The following is a 15580-nucleotide window of genomic DNA, read 5'->3' on the forward strand; positions in this document are numbered from 1 at the left end:
CGAATGCGTCTCCTCGATCATCGGCAGGCCGCCGATGCCGGAGCCGACGAGCACGCCGATGCGTTCCGCCAGTTCCGGGTCGAGCGCGTCGCCGGTGGGCAGCCCCGCGTCGCGGATCGCCTGCAGCGACGCCGCCAGCCCGTAATGGATGAAGGTATCCATGTGGCGGGCTTCCTTCGCGGGGATGTACTCATCCACCTTGAAGTCCTTGACCTCTCCCGCGAAATGGCAGGCGAGGACCGAGGCATCGAAACGGGTGATGGTGTCGATGCCGGACTTGCCAGCCACGATGTTGGCCCAGCCTTCCTCGACCGTGTTGCCCACGGGCGAGATCAGGCCGAGACCGGTGACGACGACGCGACGACGGCTCATGCTGCTTGCTTACGCCTTCTGGTGCTTGACCGCGTAATCGATGGCCAGTTGCACGGTGGTGATCTTCTCGGCCTCTTCGTCCGGGATCTCGATGCCGAACTCGTCTTCGAGGGCCATCACCAGTTCCACGGTGTCCAGAGAATCAGCGCCCAGATCGGCGACGAAGGCCTTTTCATTGGTCACATCGGCTTCGGGCACGCCGAGCTGCTCGGCGATGATTTTCTTGACACGTGCTTCGATATCGCTCATGACTCCTCCAGGAGGGGGTGGTTTGCTAGAACAACCCGGGATTCTAAGGCCTTAGAGTGGCGCCCCTAGTCGGACCTCCCGAGGCGCGCCTTCCACGATGGATACGGCGCGCGCTCGCACTCTATCAGCCCTACACCGGCCGGGTGAATCCGGTGGGTGGGCCGTCCACGCCGTGTGCGTGGGACGGGGTCCACCTCAATTCATGTACATGCCGCCGTTGACGTGCAATTCCACGCCCGTGATGTAACCGGCTTCCGGGGAAGCCAGGAACGCCACGGCATGGGCGATCTCGGCCGGATCGCCCAGGCGGCCGGCCGGGATCTGGGCCAGCAGCGCGGTCTTCTGCGCCTCGGGCAGCACCTCGGTCATGTCGGTGGCGATGAAGCCGGGCGCGACGCAGTTGACGGTGACCGAGCGGCTGCCGAGCTCCCGGGCCAGGGCACGCGTCATGCCCGCGACGCCGGCCTTGGCGGCGGCGTAGTTGGCCTGGCCGGCGTTGCCGGAGGCGCCCACCACCGAGGTGATGTTGATGATGCGGCCGTAGCGCTGCTTCATCATCGGGCGCATGACGGCGCGACTGGCGCGGAAGACGGCCTTCAGGTTGGTGTCCAGGACGGCATCCCAGTCCTCGTCCTTCATCCGCATGGACAGCATGTCCTTGGTGATGCCGGCGTTGTTGACCAGCACCTGGATGCCGCCGTCCTGACCGACGATCGCGTCGATCAGCGCGTTGACGGCCGCGCCGTCGTTGACGTTCAGGACCGCGCCACGGCCACCGTGCGGCGCCAGCGCTTCAGTGATGGCCTGGGCGCCGGACTCGCTGGTCGCGGTGCCGATCACGACGAAGCCCTTCTGGGCCAGCGTCAGCGCGATCGCACGGCCGATGCCACGGCTGGCGCCGGTCACGAGCGCCACTTGCTTGTTGTCGGACATGAAGAACCTCGGGATTCGGGATGAAGGGGCGGCGATCAGGCCAGCAGGGCCTTGGCCTCGGTCAGCGAAGCCGGGTCCAGCACCGTGGCGCTGACCAGATCCGCATCGATGCGCTTGGCCATGCCGGCCAGCACCTTGCCGGGGCCGCATTCGATGACGGTCGTCAGGCCGCGGGCCTTGAGCGCCTGCACGACCTCAACCCAGCGCACCGGACCGAAGGCCTGACGGAACAGCGCGTCGCGCAGCGCCTGGGCGTCGTCGGTCACGGCGACGTCGATGTTGTTGATCACCGGGAAGGCGGCCGGCTGGAACGACACGGCGGCGAGCTTCTCGCGCAGGCGTTCGGCAGCCGGCTTCATCAGGCTGGAATGGAACGGCGCCGACACCGGCAGCGGCAGCGCGCGCTTGGCGCCAGCGGCCTTGAGGGCTTCGTTGGCCTTCTCGACGCCCGCCTTCGAGCCGGCGATCACCGTCTGCTTCGGATCGTTGAAGTTCACGGCCTCGACGACCTCGCCCGACTCGGCGGCGATCTTCTGGCAGACCTCACGGACCACGGCCGCATCCAGGCCCAGGATGGCCGACATCGCGCCGGTGCCGACCGGCACGGCTTCCTGCATCGCCTGGGCGCGGAAGCGCACCAGCGGGAGCGCGTCGGCCAGGCTCAGCGCACCGGCTGCGACCAGCGCCGTGTATTCGCCCAGCGAGTGGCCGGCAGCAGCGGACGGCACCAGGCCGGTCTCCGCGATCCAGGCGCGGTAGTTGGCGATGCCCGCGGTCAGCATCACAGGCTGGGTGTTGGTCGTCAGGTCCAGCTGTTCCTTCGGACCGTTCTTGATCAGCGCGCCGATGTCCTCGCCGAGCGCGGCCGAGGCTTCCGCCAGCGTGCGCACCACTTCCGGGTGATCACCCCAGGCGTCCAGCATGCCGACGGACTGCGAGCCCTGGCCGGGGAAGACGATTGCGAAGTTCTTGCTCATGGTTGGAGTCCGGGACTATCGATGAGGAGGGAGAAGCGCGCATGACAGCCGCACGGCACGCCGGGTGCCGCGGTCAGGCGCGCGCGTCCGGCCGCCGGGCGTGGCGCCAGGAGGGGCGCCGGAACGGCTTCGGAAGTCGGGAATCAGAAGTCCAGCAGCACCGCGCCCCAGGTGATGCCGCCGCCGACGCCTTCCAGCATCACCGTGTCGCCGCGCTTGATCTTGCCGGCACGCACCGCGACGTCGAAGGCCAGCGGGATCGACGCGGCAGAAGTGTTGCCGTGCTCGTCGACCGTGGCGATCAGCTTGTCCAACGGCATCTTCAGCTTCTTGGCCGTGCCCTGCATGGTCCGGATGTTGGCCTGGTGCGGGATCAGCCAGTCGATGTCGGCATCGGTGCGGCCAGCTTTGTCGAGGACCGAACGCGCGACCTTCTCCAGGACGCCCACCGCCAGCTTGAACACGGCCTGGCCGTCCATCTTCAGCAGCGGATGGCCGAGGACTTCGCCGCCGGACACGGTGCCCGGCGTGCAGAGGATGTCGACATGGCGGCCATCGGCATGCAGTTCGCTGGCGAGGATGCCGGGCTCGTCGCTGGCGCCGACCACCACGGCGCCGGCGCCGTCGCCGAACAGCACGCAGGTCGTGCGGTCCTTGAAGTCGAGGATGCGCGAGAACACTTCGGCTCCGACCACCAGCGCCTTGGTCGCGGCGCCGGTCTTGATCATCGAGTCGGCGACGGTCAGCGCGTAGACGAAGCCCGAGCACACGGCCTGCACGTCGAAGGCGGCGCAGCCGTGGATGCCGAGCTTCTGCTGCAGCAGGCAGGCGGTCGAGGGGAACACCATGTCCGGCGTGGACGTGGCGACGATGATCAGGTCGATCTCGTCGGCGCGCACGCCGGCCGACTCGAGCGCGGCCAGCGAGGCCGGCAAGGCCAGGTCGCTGGACGTGACGTGCGGGTCGGCGAAGTGACGGGCATGGATGCCGGTCCGTTCGACGATCCAGTCATGCGAGGTTTCAATCCCGTCGCGGGCGAGGCGTTCCGCCAGGGCCGTATTGGTGACGCGGTTCGCGGGCAGGTAGCTGCCCGTTCCGAGGATGCGGGCGTGGCGCGTGGAAGCAGTGGTCATGCAGCGTGGGCGGCGGTGGCCGCCGTGTCTCCTGCATCGCCGCCCTCCTCATTGGCAGACGCGGGAAGCGCCTGCAGCGTTGCGACGATGCGATCGTGAACCCGGTCTAGGAGCCGGTTGCGGGCCGCATCATACGCCCGGTTCAAAGCCTGCTCGAAAGCGAAGGCATCGGCCGAACCGTGGCTCTTGAACACGAGACCGCGCAGGCCCAGCAGCGCCGCGCCGTTGAAGCGGCGATGGTCGACGCGGTCCTTGAATCGCTGCAGCACCGGCATCGCCAGCAGCGCGATGGCCTTGGTCCACCAGCTGCGCGTGAACTCCGCCTTGATGAAACTGGAGATCATGCTGGCCAGCCCTTCGGCCGTCTTCAGCGCCACGTTGCCGACGAAGCCGTCGCAGACCACGATGTCCGTCGTGCCCTTGAAGATGTCGTTGCCTTCCACATTGCCGTGGAAGTTCAACTGGTCGTGCGAGGCGGCCTCGCGCAGCAGTTCGCCAGCGCGCTTGATCGTCTCGTTGCCCTTGATCATTTCCTCGCCGATGTTCAGCAGGCCGACGGTCGGGTTCTCCTTGCCGTCCACCGCCGACACCAGCGCGCTGCCCATCACGGCGAACTGCAGCAGGTGTTCCGGTCCGCAGTCGACGTTGGCGCCCAGGTCCAGCACCGTGGTGAAACCGCCGATCTGGTTGGGCATCACGGTGGCGATGGCCGGACGGTCGATGCCTTCCAGCGTCTTCAGCAGGTACTTGGCGACCGCCATCAGCGCGCCGGTATTGCCGGCCGAGACGCAGGCATGCGCCTGCGCGGGCGTGCCGTCCTTGCCCGGCTTGAGCTGGGAGAGCGCCACCCGCATCGAAGAGTCCCGCTTGCGCCGCAGGGCGACGTCGATGGGATCGTCCATGTTGACGACCTCGCTGGCCGCGACGATGCGCGTGCGCGGCCAGGATTGCGCGGCCTTGAGCGCGTCAGGCAGGCCGACCAGCACGAGTTCCACCTGCGGATGCGCGGCGAGGAAGGCCTGGCAAGCCGGGAGAGTGACGGCAGGGCCGTGATCGCCGCCCATGCAGTCCACCGACAGGCGGAGCGGCTCGGCGGATGGCGATGAGCGGGTGACGGGAATTGCGGTCATCGAAACCTGGGAAGAACACCGGTCGAAGGTGCGACTGTAGCGACCCCGCAAGAAGCGTGCGCGACAAGGGAAGCCGCCGTGAGGACGGATCGGAAATGCGAAAGCCCGGCAACGCGTGATGCGGAACCGGGCTTTTTTATCTTGTGAGACCAGGCGGGGGCCCGTGCGAGCCCTCCGGACCGGCTGATCGAATCGATCAGGCGGCGTCGCCCTTGGTCTTCAGCACCTTGCGGCCACGATAGAAGCCGTTGGGGCTGATGTGGTGACGCAGATGCACTTCACCGGTGGTCGGCTCGATCGCGGTGCCCGGGGTGACCAGGGCGTTGTGCGAGCGGTGCATGCCGCGCTTCGAGGGGGACTTCTTGTTTTGCTGAACGGCCATGATGGATTCTCCTAAAGGCTTCGGCTGGCTGGTGATTCGAGGTTGCTCGGGCTCTCGAGAGAACTCGAGCTGTACCGCGGATCCGACAAGGATGCTCCGCTACCGACGCCTCGGTCCCGGTTGCGCACCCACGCTGGACCACTCAGGCCCAATCACATGAACGCACTTCGATCCGGGAAAGCCGGAAACTATAGCACAGCACCGAACCGGTGTCACGCCTTGCCGCCGGAGCCCTTCTTCAGTGCCGCCAGCGCGGCGAACGGGTTGGGCCGTTCTTCCGTCGGCGCCTCGTCCTCTTCGACGTTCGCATGCGGCAGCGGCTCCGGGCACACCTCGTGACGCGGCACGACCGGCAGGGTCAGCAGCAGCTCGTCCTCGATCAGCTCCCGCAGGTCCAGGTGACGCGGCAGCGCCAGGACGTCGTCGTCCGAGTCCATGTCCATCTCGGCCGCCATGTCCTCATCCTTGACGAAGCGGAACCAGCGCGACACCGCCAGGTCCTCGCGCACCGGCTGGAGGCAGCGCTGGCAGGTCACCGCGACCTGCGCCTCGGCGGTCAATTCCAGCCACGCCTGCGGCTCGCCGCCCTTGGGCGTGCGCAACTCACCCTGGGCGGTCCAGGACACGGGAGGCCATTGGGCCGGATCGGACTCGGGCGCGGCGGCATCAGCCAGACGCGTCAGACTGGTGATGGGCCACTCGCCCGCCAGCGTGCCGCCTTCGCGGACAAAGACGCCGACATCGAGTTTCAGTGGGTCGAACGAACGCGGTTTCATGGGGCGCAAGTGTACGAGGCGCCTCCGCCCCGATGGGAGAATCCACCCCCATGACCGATGCTTCCGGGGCCTCACGCCCGCTGATCCTGGGTTCCACCTCCCGCTACCGGCGCGAGTTGCTGGAGCGCCTGCGGCTGCCGTTCGAGACGGCGGCACCGGACGTCGACGAGACCCCACGCCCTGGCGAAACCCCCGAGGCGCTCGCGCGGCGATTGGCACTCGCGAAGGCTCAAGCGGTGGCGGCGCGCTTCCCGCAGGCGCTGGTGATCGGCTCGGACCAGGTCGCGGATCTGGACGGTCGGCCGATCGGCAAGCCGGGCACGCACGAGCGTGCCGTCGAGCAGTTGCGCGCGATGCGTGGTCGCACCGTCGTGTTCCAGACGGCGCTGGCGGTGGTCTGCGCGGCGACCGGTTTCGTCGCCGAGGATCTGGCCGCCGTGCGCGTCCGCTTCCGCGATCTGAGCGATGCCGAGATCGAGCGCTACCTCCGCGCCGAACAGCCCTATGACTGCGCCGGCAGCGCCAAGGCCGAAGGCCTGGGCATCGCACTGCTGGACGCGATCGAATCCGACGACCCGACGGCGCTCATCGGCCTGCCGCTGATCCGCACCGCCGCGCTGCTGCGCCAGGGCGGGCTGGACGCGCTGAGCCAGCTCTCCTGAACCTGCCTCCTTGAACCCGACCTTCCGAGAACAACAATGACCCGCGGCCGCCTCTTCCTCGTCCCCAACACCCTCGACTTCGGCATGAACGGCCAGGAGGTCGATCTGCGGGAGGTCCTTCCGGACGCGGTGCTCGTGCGCGCCGCCGCGATCACGCATTGGGCGGCGGAGAACGCCAAGACCACGCGCGCCTTCCTGAAGCGGGTCGGCGCGATCCATCCGCTGGCGGTACCACTGCAGGAGCAGCACATCGACGAGCTCCCGCGCCCGCAGAAAGGTCGAGGCCCTGCGTCAGGCGCCGTGACGACATCCTCCAGCGAGGAGAAACTCTGGCTGGCGCTGCTGGAGCCGGCCATGGCGGGCCACGACATCGGCCTGATCTCCGAGGCTGGCATGCCGGCCGTCGCCGATCCGGGCGCCAAGCTGGTCGCCGCAGCCCATGCCGCGAAAGTGCAGGTCGTGCCGCTGACGGGACCGAGTTCGCTGCTGATGGCGCTCGCCGCCAGCGGGCTGAACGGACAGAGTTTCGCCTTCGTCGGTTATCTGCCCTTGGACGCGGCCGAGCGCACGGCGCGCATCAAGGCGCTCGACAACTTTTCGGCCCGCGAGCAGCAGACGCAACTGATGATCGAGACGCCCTATCGCAACAGCGCGCTGCTGCAGGCATTGCTGGCGGCACTGAAGCCGGGCTCGCTGCTGTCGGTCAGTTGCGGGCTGAGCTTGAAGGACGCGTGGACGCACACGGCCACGGTCGAACAATGGCGTCAGGCGCCGAAGTCGCTGCCGGACAAGGTGCCGGCGGTGTTCGCGATCCTCGGCGTTCGCTGATCAGGACTCGCTTATCAGGACTCGCTGTCGGCCGTGACCGGCGGCGGCTTGGCGCCGAACAGCGCGGCCACCCTCTTCTTCGGCTTGATGTTGGACGACAGCGCACCGCGCGGTCCGTTGGCCGGGCCTTTCTCCCAAGCCGCCACGTCGGAGCCCTGGGTGGCTTCGTAGGGCTTGTCGAACAGCGGGTCGTAAGCCTGGCGCGGTGCGCGCGCCGGCGCATGCGAATGCGAGCCGTGCGAACTGTAGGCTTCGTCCCGACGGTCTTCGCGCTCGCGACGGAAGTCGCGACGCTCGCCGCCGCCCTCGCCTTGCGGCGCGCGGTCGGTGCGCTCACCTCGATCCGGGCGCTCGCCGCGAGGGGCACGGTCACCGCGATCGCCGCGATCGCTGTCAGGACGACGGCGCTCGCCCTCGAGCTCGATCGGCTCCAGGTCGAGCTTGCGCTTGATCAGCTTCTCGATCTCGCCGACCAGGCGCGCATCGCCCTTGGTCACCAGCGTGAAGGCCAGGCCCGAGGCACCCGCGCGACCGGTACGGCCGATGCGGTGCACATAGTCCTCGGCATTGAACGGCACGTCGAAGTTGAAGACCGCCGGCAGGTCGGCAATGTCCAAGCCCCGCGCGGCCACGTCGGTCGCGACCAGCAGGTCCACCTCGCCGCGCTTGAACGCCTCCAGAGACTTCAGGCGCTCGTCCTGGGACTTGTCGCCGTGCAGGGCGGCGGTCCGCAGGCCGTCGCGCTCGAAGGTGCGCGCCAGACGCGCCGCGCCGAGCTTGGAATTCACGAACACGATCGCCTGGCGGATCTCGCGCTGGCGCAGCAGCTGCTTGACCGCAGCGCGCTTGTCGTCGTCGTCGACGCTGAAGAAGCGTTGCTCGACCGTCGACGCCGTGGCGTTCGGGCGGGCGACTTCCACCAGCTCCGGCTCCTGCAGGTAGCTCTGCGCCAGGCGCTTGATCTCGGGCGAGAACGTCGCCGAGAACAGCAGCGTCTGCCGCGCCTTGGGCAGGTAGCTCAGGATGCGCTGGAGGTCCGGCAGGAAGCCGATGTCCAGCATCCGGTCCGCCTCGTCGAGCACCACGTACTCGACGTGGTTCAGCACGGCGTTCTTGGCTTCGATGTGGTCGAGCAGCCGGCCCGGCGTGGCGATCAGCACCTCGACGCCGGCCTTGAGCTGCAGCGTCTGGGGCTTCATGTCGATGCCGCCGAAGACGCAGGCCACGCGCAGGTTGGTGTGCGTGGCGTAGGCCTTGACGTTGTTGGCGACCTGGTCGGCCAGTTCGCGGGTCGGGGCCAGCACCAGCGCGCGCACCGGGTGGCGGGCCGGGGACATCGAGGCGTTCTCGTGCTTGAGCATGCGCTGCAGCAGCGGGATGGAGAACGCGGCGGTCTTGCCGGTGCCGGTCTGGGCGGCGCCCATCACATCGCGGCCGGCGAGGACGATCGGGATCGCCTTGGCCTGGATGGGCGTCATCGTCGCGTAGCCCTGATCGGACACGGCGCGCAGCAGCTTGGGGTCCAGCGGCAGCGTGTCGAAAAGAGGGTTTGGCGTCGGGGTGGTGTCGGTCATGGGCGCGGATTATCCTCCAAGCCCTCGAAAGCCCCGGGAAACCACCGATCCGCGCACGCGGACCGTTGTGGGATCACTGCGCCGAACGATCGGTCAGCTTGCGCTGGTCGCCGCGGAAGACCATCCACTTCGGGGTCCGGAAACGCACGATGCGCCAGTACAGCGCGACGTAGGCGACGCCGAACAGCACCATGCACGCGGCGATCATCGGCGTCGAGTCCCAGAACAGCAGGGCCGGCGCCAGGGAAGACAGGCAGAGCGTCCACAGATAAGGGGCCGTCATCGAATTGCGGCGCGTCATCAGGCGCGCGTCGCGTGCGCCAATCGCCCAACGCATCAGTCGGCGGTAGATCAGCGAGTGCAGATGGATGCCGTCCGGATCGCCGGGGCTGGTGTTGCGCAGGAAGCGGCGGCGGTAGATGGAGAAGACCGTCTCGAACACCGGGTAGATGCACACCATCAGCGCGAACAGCGGCGAGACCTGCGGATGGCGATGGATCAGCAGGATGGCGATCTCCGCCAGATAGAAGCCCATGAAGTACGCGCCGCCGTCTCCCAGGAAGATCAGGCCGGCGGGATAGTTCCAGACGAAGAAGCCGAGGATGGCGCCCACGCCCGCGAGCGCCCAGAGCGCGAGTTCGGTGTCGCCGACCTGGTAGGCCACGTAGGCGAGGGTCAGCAGCATCAGGCTGACGCACATCGAGGACAGGCCGTTGAAGCCGTCGATGATGTTGACCGAGTTGGCCACGCCGGCGACGACGAAGATGGTGATGATCACCGCGCCGACGGTGGTCCCGACGATGAAGTCGAGGCCGGGGATGTCGGTGCGCGAGATCATGGCCTGGAGCAGCCAGCAGCCCAGGCCGGCGGAAATCGCGGTGGCGATCAGGCGCTCGCGCGGGGAGACCTTCTTGGTGAAGTCCTCGATGAGGCCGGCGGCGAAGGCGGGCAGGCCGCACAGCAGTAGCAGCAGGCCGGTCTTGGCCTGCGGGTGCTTGAGAAAATAGGCCAGCGCGACCATGCCGGCCAGACCCACGAAAATGCCGACCCCTCCGATGCGCGGCACGGGCCGGGCGTGGAACTTCTGGGGGCCGGACAGATCGTGGTCAGCAGACAGATGACCATGCACCGTCGACGAGTGCACCACGTAGAGCGTGATCGCCGCCGCCAGCGCGAACGGGATGAGCAAATACAACATGGGCGGCAGTGTAACGACGGGCTCCAGGCCCAAGGCGGTTTTGACGCAACAGTGCTGCCATAGAATGCGCCGCTGGCCGTTCCGGCACGGCTCGTCACGGGGCTCGTAGCAGCCGGCCGACGTTCACCTGAGACGAGATCACGCATGGAACTTAGCGCCCAACGCGCCCTTTGCCCGGCCGCGACGACCCACCTGCCATCCGACCCCACGGCCGCTCGGCCGGCACGCTTGGCGCTGTCGCTGCTGGCAAGCTGCCTGATGGCCGCGCCCACATGGGCACAGACGTCGGGAAGCCAGTCCCAATCCTCGCAAGCAATGTACGAGTCCGCGGAGACTGCGGGACCCGTGAGGCTGAACTCGCCCGTCCGTCAGTCCCAGGACGCCTCGGCGCAGGGGGGCGGGGTGCCATCGGAATTCCGTGGCCGCAAGCAGAAGTACGTGCCCGGGGAGTTCGAGCTCTACGTCAACAAGCTGAACGGCATCGACCTCAAGGATCCGGGCATCCTCGACCTGCTGAAGCGGTCGGAGTTCGACGCCTACGAATCCACGCAGCGCGATCAGCAGCAGACCCCGGTCGGCACGACGTCGCGCGTGATCACCTCGGACATGGTGATCCGCCGCCTGGGCGCGGACCTGATGTTGGACGACCAGCGATCCCCCAACGGCGAGCTCGACGGCCCCCGTCAAGCACCGGCCGACTACCTGATCGGCGTCGGCGACGAGATCCAGGTGACCGCCTGGGGTTCGGTCGACGCAGACCTCCGCCTCACCGTGGACCGCGCCGGCCGCGTGACCATTCCGCGCGTCGGCCCCGTGCTCGTCGCGGGAGTGCGCTACGGCGATCTCAACGACGTGATCCGCGCCCGTATCGCGCAGTCGTTCAAGAACTTCCAGGTCAGCACCTCGCTGGGCAAGCTGCGCACGATCCGCATCTACGTCACCGGCTTCACCGCGAAGCCCGGTGCGTACACGGTCAGCAGCCTGGCCACGATCGTGAGCGGCCTGATCCGCGCGGGCGGCCCGTCGGCGGCCGGCAGCTTCCGCCAGATCGAACTGCGTCGCAACGGCCAGATCGTCGCCACCTTCGACGCGTACGACCTCCTGCTCAAGGGCGACAAGGCCAGCGACCGCGCGCTGCAGCCCGAGGACGTGCTCCACATCGGGCCGATCGGTCCCCAAGTGGCGGTACTCGGCAGCGTGAACAAGCAGTCGATCGTCGAGCTGAAGCCGGGCGAGACGGTGGACGACGTGCTGGCGATGGCCGGCGGTTTCAGTGCCGTGGCGGATCGCTCACGCGTCTCGATCGAGCAGTTGAGCGACCGCAACGACCGCCGCGTGCGCGAGTTGCAACTGCCGTCGCAACAGAAGACCGTGGCCGGCAATGGCGACGTCATCCGCGCGTTCAGCAGCGTCAACGCGGCGCTACCGCTGGGCAAGCAATTCAAGCGCGTCACGGTGGAGGGCGAAGTCTCCCGGCCCGGCGAGTACGTGCTGCCGCCCACGAGCACCTTGCAGGACGCGATCGCGGCCGCCGGCGGCCTGACGACACAGGCCTACGTGTACGGCACCGATTTCTCGCGCGAGAGCGTGCGCCAGTCGCAGCAGGAGAACTACGACCGCGCGCTGCGCGACCTGGAGACGGAGTTCACCAAGAACAGCAGCACGCAGCGGGCCTCGACGGCCGACGAAGCGGCGGGCAATGCACAGCGTGCCGCTGGCACCGAGCGCCTGGTCGCCCGGCTGCGGGCCGTGCGCCCGACCGGACGCGTCGTGCTGCAGCTCGAACCTGATGCGCGGGCGCTGCCCGCGCTGACCGTTGAAGACGGCGACCGGCTGCTGGTGCCGGCCCGGCCTTCGACGGTGGGCGTGTTCGGCAGCGTGTTCAACGCGGGCAGCTTCCTGCTGCAAAACAGCGCGACGGTCGACGACGTGATGAAACTTGCCGGTGGTCCGACCCGTGGCGCCGATGCGCGTGGCGCCTTCGTGATCCGGGCAAACGGCACGGTCGTGAGCGCGCGCCAGCAAAGCAGCGGATGGCTGGGCGGTACCAGCCTTGCGGGCCTTCCGGCACTCCCGGGCGATACGGTCTTTGTGCCTGAAGAGATGAACAAGTCGACCTTCGTCCAGGACGCGAAGGACTGGACGCAGATCCTGGCCAACTTCGGCCTGGGCGTCGCTGCGTTGAAGACGATCAAGAACTGACGAACTTGCAGTCTGGCAGCCAAGTCCGGTGGGGCGCTTGTCGTGAGCACTCCTTCTCGCGGGCTTGATGAAGTCTCCAATCAGGACACGCACCTTGAACGATCCAGTGACCCCTCACGGCCAAGCGCCGATCACGCCCGGTTCACCGGCACAGCCGGTGACCGCGCTTCTCCTGCCCCATTGGAAGCGGATTGCCGGAACCGCCCTCGCTACCGGCGTCGTCGCATTCGGAATCACCTTCCTGATTCCCCCGACCTATACCTCGCGGACCAGCTTCATTTCTCCGCAGCAGCAGAGTTCGGCCGTCGCCGCCATGGCGTCGCTCGGAGCGCTTGCCAACCTGGCCAGCGGTGCCTCGTCGATCAAGAACCAGGCCGAACAGTTCGTCTCCCTGCTCCAGAGCGCCACGATCAGCGACATCCTGATCGACCGCCACACGCTGATGGAGGTCTACGATGTGAAGTACCGCTCGGCAGCGCGCAAGAAGCTGGCAGAGAACGTGCGGATCGCAGCGGGCAAGAAGGACGGCCTGATCTACATCGAGGTCGATGACACGAGCGCCCAACGTGCGGCCGACATGGCCAACCTGTATGTCGCCGAGCTGCGAAAGATGACCAGCTCGCTGGCGCTGACCGAGGCACAGCAGCGCCGCGTGTTCTTCGAAAGTCAGCTCAAGCTCGCCCGCGACCGCCTGAAGACCGCACAGCTGAAGTTGCAGGACAGCGGATTCAGCGTCGGCGACCTGAAGGCTGAGCCCAAGGCCGCGGCGGAGTCGTTCGCACGCCTCAAGGCCGAGCAGACCTCGCTGCAGGTGCGCCTGCGCGCCCTTCAATCCCGCCTGGCCGACAACGCACCGGAGATCCAACAGCTGCGCGCGACCTTGTCGGGCACGGATGCCGCCCTCGCCCGGCTGGAAGCGTCCGGCAACGGCAGCGAAGAAAGCCGCGTGAGCTACGTCAGCCGCTACCGGGACTACAAGTACGAAGAAGCGCTGTTCGAGATCTTCGCCCGCCAATATGAGTTGGCGAGATCCGACGAGAGCCGGGATGGCGCGCTGATCCAGATCATCGACGTGGCGCAGCCTGCGGACCGCCGCACGCGGCCAAAGCGCGTGTTCACGGCGATCGGTGCCACGGTCGCCGGCGCGTTTGCCGCCATCGCCTTCTTCTACATTCGTGCGCGTCGTCGATCGCCATCGAACGCTCAATAACGAACCGACATCGCCTGGCCCGAATCCGCGCAGCCCGGATGGGCTGACGGCGCCTTTCCGACATGCGCAACATCAATCTCTCGCCCATGGACGCCGAACGCTTCGGTGTCGTGACCGCCAAGTGCACGGTCGAGTCCGCCGCAGACCTCGCAGGGATCGAAGACTGGTGTGATGAACGCGGCGTCGACTTCGTCATCGCCCGGGTGGGCACCGACGATCTCAGGACGGTTCAGCAGATGGAGGACCGAGGTTTCAGACTGATGGACACCTTGGTCTATTTCCGACGGGCGTTTGACGAGCGCCCTTTGGCTCCCCCGCAGTTGCCCGCCTCCTATCGCGTTGCCGACGATACGCGTCCGACGCCGGAGGAAATGGCGGAGGTGGCGCGTCTGTCGTTCTCCGCGTACGGCGGGCATTACCACGCCGACGATCGCCTGGCGCCGGAGGCGGCTGACCAGGTGTACGTGTCCTGGGCCGCCCGTTCGGCCGAATCCCCGCAAGTGGCTCAGGAAATCGTCACGATCCGGCACACTGCTGCCGGGGGGGCCGGGACGCTCGTCGCGTTCGCCACCCTCAACGACGCGGACGGCGACAGCGAAGGCGTGCTCTTCGCGGTCCACCCGGACCACCAGGGAAAGGGACTGCATCGCGCGCTCATCCAGGCGTCGCTGTTGAACGCGCACCGTCGCGGTTGCCGCGGGTTCTTCAGCTCGACACAGTTGAACAACAGGCCGGTGCAGCGGAACTGGGCTCGCGAAGGGCTCATTCCGTCTCACAGCTATTACACGTTCCATCAATGGAGAGGACTATGACCACCGCTATTCCATTCAACAAGCCGTATCTGCACGGGCGGGAACTGGTCTACATCGCGCAAGCGGTAGCGTCTGGAAAGATTTCAGGGGATGGTGTGTTCACGAAGAAGTGCCACAACTTCTTCGAGCAACGCTATGGTTTTGCAAAGACGCTGATGACGACGTCTTGCACGGATGCGCTGGAAATGTGCGCGCTGCTGCTGGACATTCGCGAAGGCGACGAGGTCATCGTTCCGTCGTTCACCTTCGTCTCCAGCGCGAACGCGTTCGCCTTGCGCGGTGCCAAGCTGATCTTCGCCGACAGCGAGGCCGGCAACCCCAACATCGATCCGGAGCTCATCGAGCCCCTGATCACCTCGCGTACCCGCGCGATCGTCGTCGTGCATTACGCCGGCGTCGCCTGCGACATGGACCGGATCCTCTCGATCGCGCAACGCCACGGTGTGACGGTGGTCGAGGACGCGGCCCAGGCCGTCGATTCGTTCTACAAGGGTCGCCCCCTGGGCGGACTGGGTGCGCTTTCGGCGTTCTCGTTCCACGAGACCAAGAACGTCATTTCGGGCGAAGGCGGGCTGCTGGCTATCAATGAGCTGCAATTCGCCGGACGGGCCGAAATCATCCGGGAGAAGGGCACCAACCGCAGTTCGTTCTTCCGCGGCGAGGTCGACAAGTACGGCTGGGTGGACGTGGGTTCATCGTTCCTGCCCTCGGACATCATTTCCGCCTACCTGTTTGCCCAATTGGAGAGCCTCGATGCAATCCAGGCCCGTCGCAAACAGATCTGGCAACGATATTGGGAGCAACTCGCACCGGTGCTCCCGGAATTCGGCGTCACGCTTCCAGTGATTCCGGAATACGCCACCAACAACGCACACATGTTCTATCTGGTGTGCCGCGACATCGAGCAACGCACCCATCTGATCTCCTCGCTGAAGGAGCAGGGCATCCACGCGGTGTTCCATTACCTGTCGCTGCATGACAGTCCCTACTTCCAGCAGAAGCACGACGGCCGTCCACTGCCGCACAGCGATCGGTTCTCGAATTGCCTGGTGCGTCTGCCCCTCTTTTTCGAGCTGAGCGACAACGACGTGGATCGAATCGCGGAGGCGATCATCGCCAATCTGCGCCAACAGCGCTGATCG

The 15580-nt window shown here is 67.0% G+C and carries 16 protein-coding genes; 6 read left to right on the forward strand and 10 right to left on the reverse strand.

The window, feature by feature from the left end; all coding sequences use genetic code 11:
• From VF536_RS06330 to VF536_RS06365, 8 genes are all read right to left on the reverse strand, one after another.
• On the reverse strand, positions 1-372 hold a 372-nt coding region (locus tag VF536_RS06330; protein ID WP_331613968.1), incomplete at its 3' end, for a beta-ketoacyl synthase N-terminal-like domain-containing protein.
• Positions 373-381: 9 nt separating this feature from the next.
• Positions 382-621 carry an acyl carrier protein gene (acpP, locus tag VF536_RS06335; protein ID WP_058936430.1) on the reverse strand — a complete coding sequence of 80 codons (240 nt, stop codon included), beginning with the start codon at positions 619-621 and terminating at the stop codon, positions 382-384.
• Positions 622-816: 195 nt separating this feature from the next.
• Positions 817-1554 carry a 3-oxoacyl-ACP reductase FabG gene (fabG, locus tag VF536_RS06340; protein ID WP_331613969.1) on the reverse strand — a complete coding sequence of 246 codons (738 nt, stop codon included), beginning with the start codon at positions 1552-1554 and terminating at the stop codon, positions 817-819.
• A 35-nt stretch (positions 1555-1589) separates the two neighbouring features.
• Positions 1590-2531 (reverse strand): ACP S-malonyltransferase, encoded by a 942-nt coding sequence (gene fabD, locus VF536_RS06345; RefSeq protein ID WP_331613970.1) that lies wholly within the window; start codon positions 2529-2531, stop codon positions 1590-1592.
• A 143-nt stretch (positions 2532-2674) separates the two neighbouring features.
• The gene (locus tag VF536_RS06350; RefSeq protein WP_331613971.1) at positions 2675-3664 is read right to left on the reverse strand and encodes a beta-ketoacyl-ACP synthase III; all 990 of its coding nucleotides are present in this window, start codon (positions 3662-3664) and stop codon (positions 2675-2677) included.
• Positions 3661-4794, reverse strand: coding sequence for a phosphate acyltransferase PlsX (gene plsX, locus VF536_RS06355; RefSeq protein WP_331613972.1), 1134 nt, complete (start codon positions 4792-4794; stop codon positions 3661-3663). The genes VF536_RS06350 and plsX overlap by 4 nt, the downstream gene beginning before the upstream one ends.
• A gap of 196 nt (positions 4795-4990) precedes the next feature.
• Complete coding sequence (rpmF, locus tag VF536_RS06360) at positions 4991-5176, reverse strand: 50S ribosomal protein L32 (protein ID WP_067277410.1); 186 nt, start codon at positions 5174-5176, stop codon at positions 4991-4993.
• A 212-nt stretch (positions 5177-5388) separates the two neighbouring features.
• The gene (locus VF536_RS06365; protein WP_331613973.1) at positions 5389-5952 is read right to left on the reverse strand and encodes a DUF177 domain-containing protein; all 564 of its coding nucleotides are present in this window, start codon (positions 5950-5952) and stop codon (positions 5389-5391) included.
• A 50-nt stretch (positions 5953-6002) separates the two neighbouring features.
• Between VF536_RS06365 and VF536_RS06370 the strand changes: the two genes are divergently transcribed.
• Positions 6003-6614 (forward strand): Maf family nucleotide pyrophosphatase, encoded by a 612-nt coding sequence (locus VF536_RS06370; protein ID WP_331613974.1) that lies wholly within the window; start codon positions 6003-6005, stop codon positions 6612-6614.
• 36 nt (positions 6615-6650) lie between these two features.
• Entirely contained in the window at positions 6651-7442 is a 792-nt protein-coding gene (locus VF536_RS06375; protein ID WP_331613975.1) for an SAM-dependent methyltransferase, read from the forward strand.
• 14 nt (positions 7443-7456) lie between these two features.
• On the opposite strand, the gene VF536_RS06380 is transcribed toward VF536_RS06375, so the two are convergent.
• Together VF536_RS06380 and VF536_RS06385 are read right to left on the reverse strand one after the other, a co-directional pair.
• The gene (locus VF536_RS06380) at positions 7457-9016 is read right to left on the reverse strand and encodes a DEAD/DEAH box helicase (protein WP_331613976.1); all 1560 of its coding nucleotides are present in this window, start codon (positions 9014-9016) and stop codon (positions 7457-7459) included.
• Between the two features lie 73 nt (positions 9017-9089).
• Complete coding sequence (locus tag VF536_RS06385; RefSeq protein WP_331613977.1) at positions 9090-10214, reverse strand: glycosyltransferase; 1125 nt, start codon at positions 10212-10214, stop codon at positions 9090-9092.
• Between the two features lie 402 nt (positions 10215-10616).
• On the opposite strand from VF536_RS06385, the gene VF536_RS06390 reads away from it, so the two are divergent.
• From VF536_RS06390 to rffA, 4 genes are all read left to right on the forward strand, one after another.
• Entirely contained in the window at positions 10617-12416 is a 1800-nt protein-coding gene (locus VF536_RS06390; RefSeq protein ID WP_331613978.1) for an SLBB domain-containing protein, read from the forward strand.
• Between the two features lie 94 nt (positions 12417-12510).
• The gene (locus tag VF536_RS06395; protein ID WP_331613979.1) at positions 12511-13626 is read left to right on the forward strand and encodes a Wzz/FepE/Etk N-terminal domain-containing protein; all 1116 of its coding nucleotides are present in this window, start codon (positions 12511-12513) and stop codon (positions 13624-13626) included.
• Positions 13627-13688: 62 nt separating this feature from the next.
• Entirely contained in the window at positions 13689-14438 is a 750-nt protein-coding gene (locus VF536_RS06400) for a GNAT family N-acetyltransferase (RefSeq protein ID WP_331613980.1), read from the forward strand.
• On the forward strand, positions 14435-15577 hold the full coding sequence (rffA, locus tag VF536_RS06405) for a dTDP-4-amino-4,6-dideoxygalactose transaminase (protein WP_331613981.1): 1143 nt from the start codon (positions 14435-14437) through the stop codon (positions 15575-15577). Before VF536_RS06400 ends, rffA begins: the two co-directional genes overlap by 4 nt.
• Positions 15578-15580: the final 3 nt, after the last annotated feature.

The sequence above is a fragment of the Roseateles sp. genome, assembly GCF_036486225.1.
In the GTDB taxonomy this organism is placed as follows: Bacteria; Pseudomonadota; Gammaproteobacteria; order Burkholderiales; family Burkholderiaceae_C; genus Roseateles.